The organism is Leucobacter tardus (genome assembly GCF_017583045.1).
Taxonomy (GTDB): Bacteria; Actinomycetota; Actinomycetes; order Actinomycetales; family Microbacteriaceae; genus Leucobacter; species Leucobacter tardus.
This window is the reverse complement of sequence record NZ_JAGFBF010000005.1, coordinates 675,042-691,689: the sequence shown is the minus strand read 5'-3', so window position 1 is coordinate 691,689 and position 16,648 is coordinate 675,042. Positions and strand designations below refer to the sequence as shown.

Annotated in this window: 14 protein-coding genes; 4 read left to right on the top strand and 10 right to left on the bottom strand. The window is 69.2% G+C overall.

Annotation, left to right across the window (positions count from 1 at the left end):
- Positions 1-17: 17 nt before the first annotated feature.
- From J4H85_RS10185 to hpaH, 4 genes are read right to left on the bottom strand one after another with little or no spacing between them, the layout of a single operon-like run.
- A complete protein-coding gene (locus J4H85_RS10185) occupies positions 18-755 on the bottom strand; it encodes a GntR family transcriptional regulator (RefSeq protein ID WP_208239286.1) in 738 nt (245 codons plus the stop codon).
- A complete protein-coding gene (locus J4H85_RS10180) occupies positions 752-2,257 on the bottom strand; it encodes a fumarylacetoacetate hydrolase family protein (protein ID WP_208239283.1) in 1,506 nt (501 codons plus the stop codon). Before J4H85_RS10180 ends, J4H85_RS10185 begins: the two co-directional genes overlap by 4 nt.
- A 44-nt stretch (positions 2,258-2,301) precedes the next feature.
- Positions 2,302-3,153 (bottom strand): HpcH/HpaI aldolase family protein, encoded by an 852-nt coding sequence (locus J4H85_RS10175; protein ID WP_208239281.1) that lies wholly within the window; start codon positions 3,151-3,153, stop codon positions 2,302-2,304.
- Positions 3,138-3,923 (bottom strand): 2-oxo-hept-4-ene-1,7-dioate hydratase, encoded by a 786-nt coding sequence (gene hpaH, locus J4H85_RS10170; RefSeq protein WP_208239279.1) that lies wholly within the window; start codon positions 3,921-3,923, stop codon positions 3,138-3,140. The genes J4H85_RS10175 and hpaH overlap by 16 nt, the downstream gene beginning before the upstream one ends.
- Before the next feature lie 121 nt (positions 3,924-4,044).
- On the opposite strand from hpaH, the gene J4H85_RS10165 reads away from it, so the two are divergent.
- Positions 4,045-5,397 (top strand): FAD-binding oxidoreductase, encoded by a 1,353-nt coding sequence (locus tag J4H85_RS10165; protein WP_208239277.1) that lies wholly within the window; start codon positions 4,045-4,047, stop codon positions 5,395-5,397.
- A gap of 254 nt (positions 5,398-5,651) precedes the next feature.
- Here J4H85_RS10165 and J4H85_RS10160 read toward each other — a convergent pair whose 3' ends face one another.
- Positions 5,652-7,283 carry an amidohydrolase gene (locus tag J4H85_RS10160; RefSeq protein ID WP_208239275.1) on the bottom strand — a complete coding sequence of 544 codons (1,632 nt, stop codon included), beginning with the start codon at positions 7,281-7,283 and terminating at the stop codon, positions 5,652-5,654.
- Positions 7,280-8,737, bottom strand: a complete 1,458-nt coding sequence (locus J4H85_RS10155) for an APC family permease (RefSeq protein ID WP_208239273.1) — start codon at positions 8,735-8,737, stop codon at positions 7,280-7,282. The genes J4H85_RS10160 and J4H85_RS10155 overlap by 4 nt, the downstream gene beginning before the upstream one ends.
- A gap of 184 nt (positions 8,738-8,921) precedes the next feature.
- On the opposite strand from J4H85_RS10155, the gene J4H85_RS10150 reads away from it, so the two are divergent.
- Positions 8,922-9,740, top strand: coding sequence for an SDR family NAD(P)-dependent oxidoreductase (locus J4H85_RS10150; RefSeq protein WP_208239271.1), 819 nt, complete (start codon positions 8,922-8,924; stop codon positions 9,738-9,740).
- Position 9,741: 1 nt separating this feature from the next.
- Here J4H85_RS10150 and J4H85_RS10145 read toward each other — a convergent pair whose 3' ends face one another.
- The 3 genes from J4H85_RS10145 to J4H85_RS10135 all read right to left on the bottom strand — a co-directional run bounded on the left by J4H85_RS10145 (position 9,742) and on the right by J4H85_RS10135 (position 13,097).
- Positions 9,742-10,704, bottom strand: a complete 963-nt coding sequence (locus tag J4H85_RS10145) for an AraC-like ligand-binding domain-containing protein (RefSeq protein WP_208239269.1) — start codon at positions 10,702-10,704, stop codon at positions 9,742-9,744.
- A gap of 72 nt (positions 10,705-10,776) precedes the next feature.
- Positions 10,777-12,063 (bottom strand): aspartate aminotransferase family protein, encoded by a 1,287-nt coding sequence (locus J4H85_RS10140; RefSeq protein ID WP_208239267.1) that lies wholly within the window; start codon positions 12,061-12,063, stop codon positions 10,777-10,779.
- The gene (locus J4H85_RS10135) at positions 12,060-13,097 is read right to left on the bottom strand and encodes a phosphotransferase enzyme family protein (protein ID WP_208239265.1); all 1,038 of its coding nucleotides are present in this window, start codon (positions 13,095-13,097) and stop codon (positions 12,060-12,062) included. Before J4H85_RS10135 ends, J4H85_RS10140 begins: the two co-directional genes overlap by 4 nt.
- Before the next feature lie 141 nt (positions 13,098-13,238).
- Between J4H85_RS10135 and J4H85_RS10130 the strand changes: the two genes are divergently transcribed.
- Positions 13,239-13,850, top strand: a complete 612-nt coding sequence (locus J4H85_RS10130) for a TetR/AcrR family transcriptional regulator (RefSeq protein WP_307863599.1) — start codon at positions 13,239-13,241, stop codon at positions 13,848-13,850.
- A 13-nt stretch (positions 13,851-13,863) separates the two neighbouring features.
- Here the strand turns inward: J4H85_RS10130 and J4H85_RS10125 are convergent, their stop codons facing one another.
- Positions 13,864-14,583: an IclR family transcriptional regulator gene (locus J4H85_RS10125; RefSeq protein ID WP_208239263.1), complete on the bottom strand. Its 720-nt coding sequence runs from the start codon at positions 14,581-14,583 to the stop codon at positions 13,864-13,866.
- 173 nt (positions 14,584-14,756) lie between these two features.
- Between J4H85_RS10125 and J4H85_RS10120 the strand changes: the two genes are divergently transcribed.
- Positions 14,757-16,628, top strand: a complete 1,872-nt coding sequence (locus J4H85_RS10120; RefSeq protein ID WP_208239261.1) for an FAD-binding monooxygenase — start codon at positions 14,757-14,759, stop codon at positions 16,626-16,628.
- Positions 16,629-16,648 lie beyond the last annotated feature (20 nt).

Below are 16,648 nucleotides of genomic sequence, written 5' to 3'. Positions count from 1 at the left end.
TGCGAATGCTGATGCGGTCAGGCGGCGTCGATGCCGCGGGTCTGCTGGTGCGGCTCGAGCGAGCCGGGTGGCGTCTGCGTGTCGTGAGTGGACGTCTGCGTCTCGTGCGCTGACGCCTGCCGCTCGAGCACGGCGTCGAGTGTCGCCGTGCGATGCGCGCGGGCGCAGAGCTCGATCTCGATCGCCGGAGCGCCGGCCTCGATGAGCTTGAGGATCCGCTCGTGCTCATCGACTGAGTCGTGCGCGCGGCCGGGCACGAAGCTGAACGAGGAATCGCGCAGCACGCGCATCCGATTCCAGCCGCGGTGCACGAGGTCGAGGATGTGCGGGTTCGGGCAGGACTCGAACAGCACGCTGTGGAACTCGAGGTTCAGCTCCGTGAAGCGGTGCGGCTCGAAATCGGTGAGCGTCTGCCGCATCGTGTGGTTGATCGCCCGCGCGCGCGCGATCTGCTCGGGGGTGATGCTCGGCGCCGCGAGGGCGGTGGCCGACCCCTCCACGAGGGCGAGGGTCTGCATCGTGTACTGGTACTCGGTCTCATGGATGAGCGCCACCTGGGCGCCCACGTTGCGCTCGAACGTGACGAGCCCTTCGGCTTCGAGTCTCCGAATGGCCTCGCGGACCGGCACGACCGACATGTCGAGCTCTGCGGCGATGGTTGCGAGCACGAGACGAAAACCGGGGACGACCGTGCCGGCGTCGATACGTTCGCGCAGCACCCGGTATGCCCGCTGCGATTTCGATTCGGCGGTCACGGTGTCGCACTCGTATCCGGCTCTGCGGTTGTCTCGGCCTCGTATCGCGCGCGCCACTCGGCGTTCATCGGGAAAAGGCCGTCGACCGGCGCGCCCTGCGCGACCTGCTCGGCGATCCAGGCGTCCGCGCGCTCCTGCGCAGCGGCCTCGGCGGCGACCTCGGCCAGCAGATGAGGCGGGATCACGATGACGCCGTCGTGGTCGCCGAAGATGATGTCGCCCGGCTGCACGGCCGCACCTCCGCAGCCGATCGTGACGTCCGTCTCCCACGGCACGTGTCGACGGCCGAGCACGCTCGGGTGGGCGCCCTGGGAGAAGACGGGAATGTCGAACTCCTGCACCGCGGCGAAGTCGCGGACACCGCCGTCGGTGACGATGCCCGCGGCACCCCGCACCTGGGCGCGGAGCGCGAGCACGTCGCCGACCGTGCCGGTGTCGCGGACGCCGCGTGCCTCCACGACGAGGATCTCGCCGGGATTCACCGTGTCGAAGGCGCGCTTCTGGGCGTTGAACCCGCCGCCGTAGGACTGGAAGAGATCCGGGCGGAAGGGAATGAAGCGCAGCGTCTTCGCGGTGCCCAGAATCCGATCGTCCTCATGGTTCGGGTGGACGCCGTCGATGAAGATGTCGACGTAGCCGCGCTTGCGCAGCGCCGCCGACACCGTCGCCACCGCGACGCCCGAGAGCTGTTCGCGGATCTCCGTGCTCAGCGGGCCGTCCGGTGCGCCCTCGAGCGGAGTCGCCCGGCCCGCGGCGACCGCGTTCGCGTGCTCGGCCTCGCTGCCCCACGCCTCGATCCGCTGCAGGTCGTCGACGTTGGGCTTCGCGCCGAAGTCCCCGAAGGGGGTTTCGCCCTGCGTGACGGTCGTGACCAATCGGCCGGTGGTGGGGGACCCCGGCGCATCCGGCGCATCCACTTCCACCTCGACGACGTCGCCCGGGAGCACCACGGATGATCCGGCCGGCGTGCCCGTGAGGATCACATCCCCGGTCTCGAGCGTCAGGTGCTGGGAGAGGTCGGCGACCAGGCGACCGAAGGGGAAGAGCAGGGTGTCGGAGGTGTCGTCCTGGACGAGCTCACCGTTGACCCACGTGCGCACCCGCCACGCGTCCTCGCCGATGCCATCGGTCGGGATCGCGACCGGACCGATCGGGGTGTACCCGTCTCCGCCCTTGTTCCGCACATTCGAACCCTTGTCGGCGGCCCGCAAATCGTAGAGACCGAAGTCGTTCGCTGCGGTCACCCGGGCGACGTGCGCCCACCCGTCTTCGGGGGAGACCCGCTTCGCCGGAGCACCGATGACGATCGCGATCTCGCCTTCGAACGCGAGCAGTTCAGTCCCGGCGGGACGCTCGATGGTGCTGCCGGTCGGTGCGAGCGACGACGCCGGCTTGAAGAAATACGACGGTTGTGCCGGAGTGCGGCCGCGCTGCGCGGCGCGCGACGGGTAGTTCAGGTGCACGGCGATGATCTTGCCTGGCGTCTCGATGCCGATGGTCATGTCTGCGATTCCTTCGCGGTCGTGGTGCAGTGCGGGGGTCGGGATCAGTAGGACGAGCGCGGGGCAGTGTCCGCGTTCGGAGGCGCGTCACCCGATGCGGCACTGCGCGGTGCCGTAAAGCGGTCGGCGAGCGCCTCGGTCTGCCTGGCGAGGATCGCGACATCGGCACCCACCGCGACGAAATCCGCGCCGGCATCGAGGTACCGCTCGGCGTCCTCGGGGACGAAGGCGTTGACCCCGACGGGAACGTCCGCGGCGTTCGCCGCTCGGATCGCGGTCAGCACCGCCTCGACCACGTCGGGGTGTCCCTGCTCGCCGAGGTGACCCATGGACGCGGCGAGATCCGACGGGCCCACGAAGATGGCGTCGACGCCGTCGACGGCGACGATGCGCTCCACGTTCGCAACCGCCGCCGCTGACTCGATCTGCACCGTCAGACTGATGGTGTCATCGGCGCGGCCGAGGTAGCCGTCGACCCGGTTCCAGCGCGCTGAGCGCGCGAGCGCCGAGCCGACGCCGCGCACCCCACCGCGCGCCCCGCCCGGGTAGCGGACGGCGCGCACGATCTCTGCGGCGTGCTCGGCAGAGTCGACCATCGGGATGAGGAGGTTCTGCGCTCCGAGGTCGAGCACCTGCTTGATGGTGACCGGGTCTCCGAACGGCGGCCTGACCACCGGGGCTACGGGATACGCCGACATGGCGTGCAACTGGGCGAGGATCGACTCGAGACCGTTGGGGGAGTGTTCCGCGTCCAGGAGCACCCAGTCGATGCCGCTGCCGGCGACGATCTCTGCGGCGACCGGGCTGCCCGAGCAGACCCACAGTCCGGCCAGGGGGCGATCGGCGGCGCGGATCCGGGTCACGAAGGGGTCGGGGAGGGTCAGACGAACCGGCATGACACCGCTCCCAACGTTCCGTAGTCGGCGTGGATAGTGTCGCCGCGCTCGACCCACATCGGCCGGGTGAAGGAGCCGGCGAGGATGATCTCGCCGGCGTCGAGCGACTGCCCGTGCTGGGCGAGCTTGTTCGCGAGCCAGGCGACGCCCATCGCCGGGTGGCCGAGTACGGCGCCCGCGACACCCGACTCCTCGATCGTCTCGTTCCGGGAGAGGAGCGCCGATGCCCACCGCAGGTCCACTGCGTCCGGTCTCACCGGACGCCCTCCGATGACCATGGCACCCATGGCGGCGTTGTCGCTGATGGTGTCGACGATGGTGCGCCCCTCCATCTCGAGGTGCGAGTTCAGCACCTCGAGCGCGGGAACGACGTAGTCCGTCGCGTTCAGGACATCGAAGATGGTGACGCCGGGGCCCGCGAGCGGATGCGCCAGGACGAACGCGAGCTCGACCTCGATGCGCACGTTCGAGAAGCGGTCGAATTCGAGCGCTGTTCCCGATTCGACCACCATGTCATCGTGGATCACGCCGTAGTCCGGCTCGGTGATGCCCGTCGCGACCTGCATGACTTTCGAGGTGAGTCCGATCTTGTGACCGACGAGGCGCGCGCCGTTCGCGATCCGACGATCGGACCAGAGCTTCTGGATCGCGTACGAGTCGTCGATCGTCATGTCGGGGTACCGCTGCGTCAGGCGCGGCAGGACCGTCCGTTCGCGATCGGCTCGGACCAGCTCATCGGCGATGGTCTCGATCTGCGCTTCGGTGAGCACGTGCCCTCCGTCTCCTCGATGAATACGTATCTGAGATCGTATATGATTTTTCTGGAATTGACCAGCGGTATTCGGTCCGTCGCAGGAAGCCCCTATACTCGTCCGCAACGGAAGGGGTTCCATGGGATCGACCGCGCTCGATGACCTGAGCGAGCGGCTGGGAGCCGCCGTGCTCACCGACCCGGAGGCGATCGCTCCCTATGCGCGCGACACCTCCCGTGCGGCGCCCGAGGGCGAGCCGATCGCGGTGGTACTCGCGGCGTCCACCGAGGACGTGTCGGCAGCGCTCGCCTGGGCGTCCGCGCAGGGGGTGCGCGTCTCCGTGCGCGGAGCGGGCACCGGACTCGCCGGTGGAGCGGTCGGGTACCCGGGCGGCCTCGTCATTTCGCTCGCAGGCATGAACCAGATCATCACGATCGACCCCGCGAACCGTCTTGCCGAAGTCGAAGCCGGCGTGATCACAGCCGACCTCGATCGCGCCGCGCAGGAGCACGGACTGTTCTTCCCGCCCGATCCCGCGAGCGCGAGAATCTCCACCGTCGGCGGCAACATCGCCACGAACGCGGGCGGTCTGCGCTGCGTCGCCCACGGCGTCACCACCGACTCTGTGGCCGGTCTCGAGATCGTGCTCGCCGACGGTCGCATCATGCGCACCGGCGGTCGCACGATCAAAGACGTGACCGGGCTCGACCTCACGAGCCTCTTCACCGGATCCGAGGGCACCCTCGGAGTCATCACACGCGCCACCGTGCGTTTGAAGCCCGTGCCCGAGGGGGCGCCGCGCACATTCCGTGCGAGCTTCGCGAAGATCGAGGACGCCGGGGCTGCCGTCGCCGCCATCGTGTCAGGACCCGCGAAACCCGAAGTACTGGAGTTGCTCGACGCGTTGAGCGTCGAGATCATCGAGTCGTTCCATCCGAGCGGGCTGCCCGTCGGCGATGCGGCGATCCTCGTCGGGCAGACGGTGGGGCCGCGCGCCGAAGCGGACGCGGCCGCGATTCTCGAGGTGTGCGCGGCGCACGGAAGCGTCGCATCGGAGATTTCCGAGACCGATACGCTGCTCGAAGCACGTCGGCTCTCCAACCCCGCGCTCAACGCGCGGGGCCTGCGCGTCTCCTGTGACGTCGGGGTGCCGATCGCGGCGCTCGCCGAGATGTTCCTGGGAGTCGAGGCCGTGGCCCGCGATCACGGCCGACGCGTGTCGACGGTGGCGCACGCCGGCGACGGCAACCTGCACTGCACCGTCGAAGCCGGGGAGTCAGCCGACGAGTACGCGGCAGCGGAAACCGTGATCGACGACATCACCCGCCTCGCGCTCTCCTTGCACGGCACCGTCACCGGCGAGCACGGCATCGGCTCCGTGAAACGGCACGAGCTCGCGTGGCAACTCGACCAGACGGCGATCGACGTGCAGCGCGCCATCAAGCACGCGCTCGACCCCTCCGGGATCCTCACCCCCGACCGCGGCATCTGAGGCGGGGGGCCCTGCGCGGTGCCCCGCAGCGCCCCGTGCCGGGCCTCCGCCGTGCCGAGTCCCCGCCGTGCCGGGCCCCCGCCGCTCCGCGTCCGTCCCGTCCCGTCCCGCGCCCGCCATCTCGCCGAGAGCGCAGTTTCGCTGGCTTCAAGGGACGCGAAGCCAGCGTTCGGGGGATCTCGGCGTGCGGGCCGGCGGGGCGGGCCGGGCGCACGGGCGCACGCGGCGGCGGCCGGCGGGCCCGCCCCGCCCCGCTACTCGCGGAGGTACACGCGTCGCCCGGCGAACCAGGTTTCGGTGACCGTGGTGGACGCGAGGGCGTCGGCGGGGTGGGCGAAGGGATCGCGATCGAGCAGGATGAAGTCGGCCGACTTGCCGATGGTGAGCGACCCGGTCTCCTGCTCGAGACCGAGCGCCGTGGCTGCACCGATCGTGAAGGCAGTGATCGCTTCATCGAGGGTCATCGCCTGTTCGGGCCAGAGCACGCCGGGGAACTGACCACTGGGGTCGGCGCGCGTGACGAGGCCGTGGATCCCTTCCCAGGCGTTCGGGGAGACGGACACCGGCCAGTCGGACCCGCCCGCGATGATCGCCCCCGCGTCGAGGAGGTCGCGGTTCGGGTGCATGCGGTCGGCCCGGTCGGGCGGCAGGACCGCGCGGATCGCTTCGACGATCGGTCCGGGCACCCAGATGAAGGGCGAGATCTCTGCGACGACGTCGAGTTTCGCGAAACGGGGAATGTCGTCCGGATCGACGAACTGTCCGTGAGCGATGTGGATGCGCGCCTCGGTGAACCCCTCGCCGCGGAGCGTCTCGGTCGCATTCAGCACCGCGTGCACCGACGCGTCGCCGGTGCAGTGGATCTTCGCCGACAGGCCGTGCCCGGCGATGCGACGCAACCAGTCGGTGAGCGCGTCGTGCGGCAGCAGGGTGTCGCCGTGGTGATGGGCGCCGTGCACGTCGTCCGGCAGGTACGGTTCGATGAACGCTCCGGTGCGGGTGGGCGGGATGCCATCGAGGAAGATCTTCACGAAGTCGGGGCGGTGATGCTCGGTGCGGAAGCGCTCGCCGTCGAAGACGAGTTCTTCGCCGATGGGGGTGTAACCGAATATCTCGTCGTTGATGAGCATCGACGACATGACCCACGCGGGGAGGTCGCCGTCGGCGTCGAGCGACCGGAGCGCCTCGAGGGTGGGGGTCGAGACGGCGGCGTCCTGGAAGGCGGTGATGCCGAACGAGTGCAGCATCTCGATGCCGCGCCGGGAAGCGAGGCGATCCTGTTCGGGGGTCAGCGCCCCGGCGGCGCGATGCGCGCGGGCGACGGGGATCCCCGCGGCCTCGAAGAGCACTCCGGTCGGACGGCCATCGGCGTCGACGGCCACGCCGTCACCCGCGGTGATGTCGGCGACCTCGAGGGCGCGCGAACTCACCCAACGATTGTGGTGCGAGTCGTCGGTGAGCATCACGGGGCGTCCGCCGGCGGCCTCATCCAACTGGGCGAGGGCGTCGGCGGTGCTGAGTTCGCCCAGCCGATCGCTCGCCCAGGGCCCGCCGACGATCCACGCGTCTTCCGGAAGGTCCGCCGCGTGCTCGCGGACCGCCCGCACGATTCCGTCCAGGTTCGCATTGATCGGCAGGGGCACGTGGAAGAGGTCTTCTTCGCCGGCGATCGCGTGGTGGGTGTGCGCATCGATCAGGCCGGGCATGACGAATGCCCCACCGAGATCTCTGATCTCCGTGTCAACACCGGCGAGGCGGGCGAGTTCGGCACTGCTCCCGAGCGCGGAGATGCGGCCGGCCGTGACCGCGATGGCGGCAGCGGAGGGGTGCGCCGAATCCGCGGTGTACACGGTTCCGCCGGTCAGGATGAGGTCGGGGTGCGTCATCGGTGGCTCCGTTCGGGGGTGTCGACGCTGAAGCGCTCGAGATCGTTCGACAGACTGGCGTACACGTCCGGACGACGGGCGCGCAGGTACGCGGCGTAGATCAATCCGCCGACGAGGGCGACGAGCAGGAGCAGGGGCAGCAGATTGACCGCCAGCGCCTCGGAACCGGCCACGATGTCGAAGTTGGCGAATGCGAGCACCGCGATGCAGAGGAGCCCGAGGAAGCCGATGCCGGGTGCGACGAGCGTCGACATGATGCGAGGATCGCGTTGCCTGCGGAACGCGACGACCACCGAGAGCGCGGCGAGTCCCTGCAGCACGATGAGACTCAGCGTACCGAACCCGAGCATCGCCGGAACGAGCGTCGAGATCGGATCGACGCCCGCGAGCGCGAACAGCAGGGCGACCACTGCCGCGAATCCTGCCTGGATGACGCCCGCGAGCTGCGGTGCGCCGTTCTCACGGGTGCGCGCGAGAGCTGAGGGCAGGATCCGCGCCCGACCGAGGGCGAACAGGTAGCGCGTCGCGGCGTTGTGGAACGCGAGCATCGCCGCGAACAGGCTGACGAGCAGGAGCAGCTGCATGACGATCACCGCGGGGCCCCCGAGATACTGCTGCGCCAGCGCGAAGATGAGGTCCCCGCCTTCGAGGTGCGCGAGTGCTTCGTCCTGAGCCTGAGCGACGCCGGTGGCGCTGACGACCGACCAGGTGGTCCACGCGAGAATCACCCCGATGAGGATGATGGCGGCGTAGGTCGCGCGTGGGATGGTGCGCTGCGGATCGCGCGCCTCCTCGCCGAAGAGCGCGGTGGCTTCGAACCCGAGGAAACCGGTTGCAGCGAGCAGGAGGCCGATGGGAAGCGATCCGGCGAAGACGGCCGACGGTGAGAAAGCCGCGACGTCATATCCGGTCTGTACCAGGACCGAGATGTTGAAGACCACGAGCATCAGCACCTCGAGCACGAGCGCGACGCCGAGGATCTTCGAGCTGAAGTCGATCCCGCGTCGGCCCATGAGGAACGACACGACGATGGACGCGAGTCCCCATACGGCCCAGTGCAGGTTCACACCCGTGAGGTCGGCGATGACGATCTGCATGAAGAAGCCGCTCGTGCCGATCGTGCCCACGACGAAGAAGTTGTAGCCGAGGGTGGCGATGAGTCCGGCGACGAGTCCGCCGGGACGACCGAGGCCCTTCACGACGAAGGCGTAGAAGCCGCCGGCGTTGACGAGCTGCTTCGACATCTGCGCGTAGCCGACGGCGAACAGCAGCAGGATGACGGCGACGATGAGGAAGGACATGGGCGTGCCGCCGCCGTTGCCCAGCGCGATGGCGAGTCCGGCGACCACGATGGTGCCGGTGAGCGGCGCGACTGCGGCGAGCACGAGGAACACGATGCCGGCGACGCCGAGCGCGTTCTTCCGCAGGGCGGTGTTGACGTGGGATTCTGACATGGAGGGCTCCTTTGCCGACCGGGGGTGAACCGGGTGTTGCAGCGATTATGTCCCCGCCGGGCTTGACCATGGGGGCAGGCGACTATGACGTCAGCGAGTGGATCGACCGGTACGGGTCGTGCAGCGCGCAGACTGGCGTCACGGTGGGCGATGAGGCCACCCGATGCGGAGCGAGAGGCGGATCATGGTCGCGAGGGACGAGTCAGTGCGGGGACGTGTCGTCGCGGTCACCGGTGGCGGCACGGGGATCGGCGCCGCGATCGCCGAACGGTTCGCGGATGACGGCGCGACCGTGATCGTGCTCGGTCGCCGGTTGGCCCCGCTCGAAGAGGTTGCGGATCGGATCGGGGGTGACGCTGTTGTCGCAGACGCGTCCGATACGGCGTCGGCCCGCGCGGCGATCGAGACGATCCTCGCGCGGCACGAACGGCTCGACGTGCTCGTGGCGAATGCCGGCGGGCACGGCTTTTCGGCCGTGGGGGAGACCTCCGATGACGACTGGCAGGCCGCGATGACGGTGAACCTCTCCACGGCGTTCGTCATGGCACGGGAGGCGCTGCCGTCGCTCGCGGCCCACGGCGGCGGCGAGATCGTGATCGTCTCGTCGCTCGCCGGCCTGTTCGCCGGCCCCTCGGTTGCGGGGTACACCGTCGGTAAGCACGCCCTCATCGGCCTCACGAAGAGTCTCGCGCGCGACTACGGTCGTCGCGGGGTGCGGGTGAACGCCATTTGCCCCGGGTGGGTCCGCACGCCGATGGCCGACGCAGAGATGGCGGAGTTCGCGCGCCACGCGCCCGGTATCGAGAGCCCGGATGACGGGTACGCGGCCGTGACGGCGGACGTGCCGCTCGGACGGCCGGCGGATCCCGAGGAGATCGCGGCGATCGCCCGCTTCCTCGGTTCACGTCAGTCGTCGTACATGACGGGAGCCGTGCTCGTCGCCGACGGAGGCGCGCACATCGTCGACCTGCCGACGCTCGCGTTCGCGCACGCGGGGATGTGAGTCAGCCGTGCCGCAGATCGCTCGGGGAGACGCCGTAGGCCGACTTGAAGACGCGACTGAAGTGCGCGGCATCCGTGAAACCCCACCTGGCGCCGATCGCCGCGACCGTGCGCTCGTGCAGCACGGGATCGACGAGGTCGGCGCGGCAGCGCTCGAGTCGGCGCTCGCGGATCCATCGCGACACCGTGGTGTCACCGCGTTGGAACAGCGCGTGCAGATGCCGGGTCGAGATGTAGTGCACGGCGGCGATGGTGCCGGGCGACAGGTCGGGCGACGCGAGGTGCTGATCGATGTAGCCGGTGATCTTCTGCAGCAGGACCTGATGCGGGTCGCGCTGCCCGGGCGTCGCATCGAGGATGCTCGAGAACAGCGTGCCCATGAGGTCGAGACTCGTGTGGCCGAGTTTGGCGCGGACCGGTCGGGTGAGGTGGGTGAGCTGACTCGGGAACTGCGACAGGAACGCCGTGAGCACCGGGGCGATGCCCTGGTGCTCCTGACTGAGCGACACCGCGGTCAGTTGATCGGTGAAGGCGCCGGGCAGCTCGAGTCGATCCTTCGGGAACATCATGATGAGGTTCCGGAAGTCCTCGCCGAAGAGCAAGGAATAGGGTCGGGAGGTGTCGTAGACGGAGAGGTCGCCGGGACGCATGATGAGCTCTTTCCCGTCCTGCACGAGGATGCTGCTCCCGGAGAGCAGCAAGCTCACCTTGTAGTAGCCGCTGCCCCCGCTCGCGATGGTCTCGGTCGTCCGCTCCACGAGGTGCGGCCGGGCGGTCACCTCGGTGAAGACGACGTCCTCGGCGTCCGCCGAGGTCAGCCGCGCCATGAACGGACCATGATGGTCTGAGCTGATCTCCAGGGGAACGAACGCGTTCGAGACCATGCGGCGGAACGCGCCGATGCTGTCGACACGGGTCGGGCGTGCGTCGTCCCGAGACACATTCCGCTGATCGGCAGTGGGCATGTCGTCTCCCTCTCTTCATGATGCAACGACGTTGATGCAGCATCTGACCCGAGGATAGCCGCTCGAACCGGGTCAGTGCCCGGGCGGCACCGTTGCCGCGTCCAGCGATGCGGCGAGCGCATCCAGCAGGATCGGCAGTTCATCGGGGCCGAAGGCGAGCGGGGGGCGCACCTTGAGCACGCTCTCGTCGCGTCCGATCCGGGAGATGAGCACGTTGCGCCGTTTCATCTCCTCGACCACGCGCCGCGCAGCAACAGGATCAGGAACCCCATCGATCGCGAAGTCGAGTCCGAGGAACATGCCGGCGCTCTTCGCCGAGCGGACGACATCGTACTGCTCGACGAACGCGTCGAAGCGCGCCCGCGCGGTCTCGCCCAGGGAGCGTGCGCGCGCCATGAGGTCGTGCTCCTCCATCTCGAGCAGCACGGCTTCGCCGACGGCCGCGGAGACCGGATTGCCGGCGAACGTGTTGAAGAACTCGTTGCGCGACCCGAAGGCGTCGAGCACCGCCTCGCTCGTCACGACGCCGGACATCGGGTGCCCGTTGCCCATCGGCTTGCCCAGGGTGACGATGTCGGGCCGCATACCCGCGTATTCGTGTCCCCACATGTGCGTGCCGGTGCGCCCGAATCCGCTCTGCACCTCATCGGCGATCACGAGTCCTCCCGCCGCGCGCACACGGTCGGCGATTCCTGCGAGGAGCCCGGAAGGAACGCGCGGCATGCCCTCCGTGGAGAAGAGCGGGTCGAAGAGACTCGCCGCGACGCCGTAGCCCGCGTCGTGCAGTGAGACGATCGCCGCATCGATGTCCGCGAGCGTCTCACTCAGCACGTCGGCTTCGGGCCGAGGGTCGGCATCGAGATCGGGGATCCGTATGGAGCGCACGTGCGCGCCGAGCGGTTCGCGCGTTCTGAGCCCGGTGGTGAGTTCGGCGAGCGCGATCGTCGTTCCGTGGTAGCTGTAGTCGGAGACGATGACGCCGGTGGAGCCGGTCAGCTGCCGGGAAATGCGCAGTGCGAGCTCGTTGGCCTCGGAGCCGGAGTTGCCGTAGAGCACACGGTCGAGTTCGGGGGCGAAGGTCGCGAGCAGGCGCTCGGAGTAATCGATCACCCGTTCGTTGAGGTAGCGGGTGTGGATGTTGAGCGTGCCCGCCTGTGCGCAGAGCGCGGCGACGACCCGTTCGTTGGCGTGACCCACGTGCGGCACGTTGTTGTAGCCGTCGAGGTAGCGTTCGCCGTTCGCCTCGGTCAGCCAGACGCCCCGAGCGGACACGAAGTGCAACGGCTCGGCGTAGAAGAGCGGAGAGTACGGTCCGATGGTCGCGTTGCGGCGGGCGATGAGATCGGTGTGGGCGGTCATGCGCGTGCTCCTGAGGAGGTCGGGGTGGTGGACGCGGTGTTCACGGCGCGCGCGAGGCGAACGGTGTGGGGCAGTACGTCGGAGACGAGCCACTCGGCGGTCGGTTCGCCGCGACGGTCGGCCGCCCACCCCAGGTATGTGAGACTGCGGGCGAGGAGCATCGCGGGGAACACGGCGTAGTCGCGGTCGTCGAGCGGGCGCACCGAGGCGTACCCGGCGAACAGCGCGTCCCGGTACTCGGCGAACCGCGGATGCGGTGCGTAGAAGTGGAGAGCCGTCGCGAGGTCGAAGAGGTGCCACCCCGCTGCGAAGTCGTCGAAGTCGATGAGCACGAGCCCGTGGTCGGTGCGCAGAACGTTCTCGGGCGTGAGATCGGCGTGGATCGGCCCGAATCTGTCGTCGGGTGTTCCGTACGCCTCGAGCTGTTCGCGCAGGCGGGGGAGCGCCGCGACGATGTCGTCCCGACCCCGACCCGTGAGCTCGGCGATCCGCAGCGGGTCGCCCCAGGCCGGTGAGGCTCCCACGAGACCCTCGGTGTCCCAGTCGGCGCGGGGTACCGCCATACGGTATCCGCAGCGCACCGTGGCATCGTGCGCCTGCGCGACGAGTCGTCCGAGGTCGGCGAAGTCGGCGGGGTCGATGCGCGCCGTTCCATCGACGCCGGTCTCCTCGCTGCCGAAGGTGCCGTGATTGTCGAGGAATCGCTGCACGTCGACCTGATGGGGCTCATCACGGTGGTCGCTGCCGACCACTGCGAATCCGCGTCCATCGTTCGCGGCGAGGAAGTCGGGCACGGCCACTCCCGCATCCCGCAGTGCGCGCACGAACGCCACCTCGCACGCGAGCTCGGCATCGGAGTGGTATCCGCGGCGGTGCACGCGGGCGACATACCTGCGGCCGTCCGCGGTGAAGGCGAAGACCGAGTTCTCGCGCTGCTTCAGCAGGCTCAGCTGCGGGTCTGCGGCGAAGCCGAAGCGCGGCAGCGCCTCACGGACGAGGCGGATGACTGCGGCGCTCGGATCAGCGGTGACCATGGCGCTCCTCTCGGGTCGGGCGGCGATGCGCGGAGGGATCGGGGCACACGCTAACACGGGAGTCGGTCGAAAACTATACTCAGAGTCCAGTATCTGCACTCATGGTCTACTTCGGGTGCGTGCAGGTCCTAGACTGACGATGTGACCACGATCGACAACGACGGCCCGCCCACGCTCCGGCAACGCCGCCGCGAACGCACACGCCGCGAGATTGCCGCAGCAGCGCTCGACGTGATCGCCGATGGGGGCGTCGAGCTCACCACGATCGACCGCGTCGCCGAGACCGCCGGCGTCGCACGCGGCACCATCTACGCGCACTTCCCCGAGGGCCGGGACGAACTCCTGCGCGCCGCATACGCGGAACTCGGCAGCAGAGTGGCGGACCGCACGCGCGCCGCAGCGGATGACGCGGAGACCTGGTCGGAGCGCATCGCCGCCCACGCCGAACCGCTCTTCGCGCTCGCCGCGGACGCGCACCTCGGTCGTTTCTACCATGTGTCGGGTCCCGCGATCGTGCACGGCCGACCGGAGCAGGGCATCGGCTCCGGGGCGAGTGCCATGTTGATCCGCGACGCGCTCGACACTGCCCGGGATGCCGGAGCGGTTCCCGCGGACACCGATTCGGGGCTCGTCGCCGCGATGCTCATCGGGGCGCTGCGCGAGGCCGCGATCGGGGTCGCCGCGGGTCAGTTGGATCAGGATCGTGCCCGCACGGCGTTCGCGCGCCTCGTCTCGGGGCTCGCGGCGAGCTGAGACGCGGGGAGCGTCAGCGGTAGTTCTGCGCGATGCGATCCGCGGTGCGCCGCACCTGCTCGGCGACCGCAGGCACGTCCTCCGGGGTGCTGAAGTGGACGACGGCGACGGCCGCGGGGGGTTCCCCGGCGATGGTGAGGGGGACCGCGATCGCCACGACTCCGTCGATCACCTCGCTCCGGGTGATGGCGTATCCGGTGCGCTGCGCTTCAGCGGCCGCGGCACCGAGTTCGGCGGTGCCGAAGAGCCGCACGTGCTCGTCACGCGGCAGGGCGGCCTCGATCGCGTGGCCCGGGGCGCCTCGTCCGATCGGGTGCCGCACCCCCGGGCTGCGCGAGATCGTCGCGGGCACGCTCGCGGGCTCCGCTGAACCGAGCGTGATCACCTCGTCCGCGTCGAGCACGGTGATGAATGCGGTCATGCCGACGGTCTCGGCGAGTTCGGCGAGCGGGTGCTGGGCTGCGGTGGTGAGCGAGGGGGCGACACCGCGAGCGAGCGCGGTCAGTTTCGGTCCCAGTCGAATCAGTCCGCCCGCATCGCGCACGGCGAACCGGTGCTCCTCGAGCGCGCGGAGCAAGCGGTACGCGCTCGAGCGATGGACCTCGAGGGCGCGGGCGAGGGCATCGATGGAGAGCGGTCCGGGTGCGTCGGCGAGGATCTCGATGGCGCGCAGCCCGCGCGACAGCGTCTGCGAGCCGCCGGCGTTCGCGGGTGCGGATGATGTGCTCGTCATCGTTGTGGTCCTTCTCCGGTTGTCGCGCCGCTGCGTCAGGCGCCCCGGCTGCTCGTCAGTACGGGGTGCTTGTCAGTACGGGGCACTTGTCAGTTCGGGGCGCACCGCATAGTCTGAGTGCGCACTATTCGAATATAGAATTCAAATAGTGAACATGCAACAAGGGAGATGCAGTGCAGTTTCACCACCACGGGTACGTGTCCACCGATCCTCGGATCGCGCCGGCCGCCGGCGTCGGCCTCGATCGGCCCGACGAGCTGCCGAGCGAGATCGACGTGCTCATCGTCGGTTCGGGCCCGGCAGGTATCGTTGCAGCGGCACAGCTCGCGCAGTTCCCCGGAGTCGTGACCCGCATCGTCGAGCGCCGCCCCGAACGGCTCGCCATCGGTCAGGCGGACGGGATCCAGGCGCGCAGCGTGGAGACGTTCCAGGCGTTCGGGTTCGCGCAGCAGATCATCCAGGAGGCCTATCAGATCACCGAGATGGCGTTCTGGAAGCCGAGCGTGGATGAGCCTGGCCGCATCACCCGCACCGCGATCGCGCCCGACGACCCGGCGGGGATCAGCGAGTTCCCGCACCTCATCGTGAATCAGGCACGCGTGATCGACTACTTCGCGGAGTACGCCAGGCGTTCGCCCGCCCGCGGCGACATCGACTACGGGTACGAGTTCGTCGATCTCGTCGTCGAGGAGTCGGGGGAGTACCGCGTGCGGGTCACGCTCCGCCGCACCTCGGGGCCTGAGGCGGGCACCGATGTCACGGTGCGCGCCAAGTACGTGGTCGGCGCGGATGGCGCGCGTTCCGGGGTGCGCCGTGCCATCGGGGGCACCCTGGCCGGGGACCAGGCGTTCCACGCGTGGGGGGTCATGGACACCCTGGCCGTCACCGACTTCCCCGACATCCGGAAGAAGTGCGCGATCCAATCCCACGACGGCGGCAATATCCTGCACATCCCGCGCGAAGGAAACCATCTGTTCCGCATGTACGTGGATCTCGGCGAGGTCGATGAGACGGACGGCGGACGCGTGCGCGACACCCCGCTCGAGGCGATCATCGCTCGGGCTCAGGCGATCCTGCACCCCTACACGCTCGACGTGAAGCACGTCGCGTGGCACAGCGTGTACGAGGTCGCGCATCGGCTCACCGATCGCTTCGACGACGCCGAGACCTCCCCGGACGGTACCCCGCGTGTCTTCCTGCTCGGCGACGCCTGCCACACGCACAGCGCCAAAGCCGGACAGGGCATGAACGTGTCGATGCAGGACGGGTGGAACCTCGCATGGAAACTCGGGTACGTGCTCGAAGGCCGCAGCGCGGAGTCGCTGCTGCGGACGTATTCCGACGAGCGTCAGGTGGTGGCGCGGAACCTCATCGACTTCGACCGGGAATGGTCGACGATGATGGCGAAGCGCCCCGAAGAGTTCAGCTCGCCCTCCGAGCTCGAAGACTTCTACGTCGCCACCGCAGAGTTCCCCGCGGGATTCATGACGGAGTACACGCCGTCGATGATCACGGGCGACGCCGCGCATCAGGAGTTGGCGACGGGCTTCCCGGTGGGGAAGCGGTTCAAGTCGGCACCGACGGTGCGGGTCGCCGACGCCGTCTCGATCCACCTCGGCCACCATCACCGCGCCGACGGCCGGTACCGGGTGTACGCCTTCGCGGATGCCGCGGGAACCGCGATGGAGCGGTGGGCGGCCTGGGTCGACGAGGACGACGCGTCGCCGGTGCGACGCTGCACGCCGGAGGGCGCCGATCTCGACGCCCTCGTCGACGTGAAAGCGGTGTACCCGCAGGAGCATCACGAGATCGACGTCACGCGCGTCCCGCAGATCTTCCTGCCCCGGAGCGGACCCTTCGGCCTCATCGACTACGAGAAGGTCTACGCCACCGGGGGCGGGCACGACATCTTCGCCGAACGCGGCATCGGAGCCGACGGCGCGGTCGTCGTCGTGCGACCGGATCAGTACGTCGCGGCCGTCCTGCCGCTCAGTGCGCCGGAGGCGCTCGGCGAGGTGCTCGATCGCGTGCTCCTCGCGCACTGACCCGGCGTGTCGCCATGTCG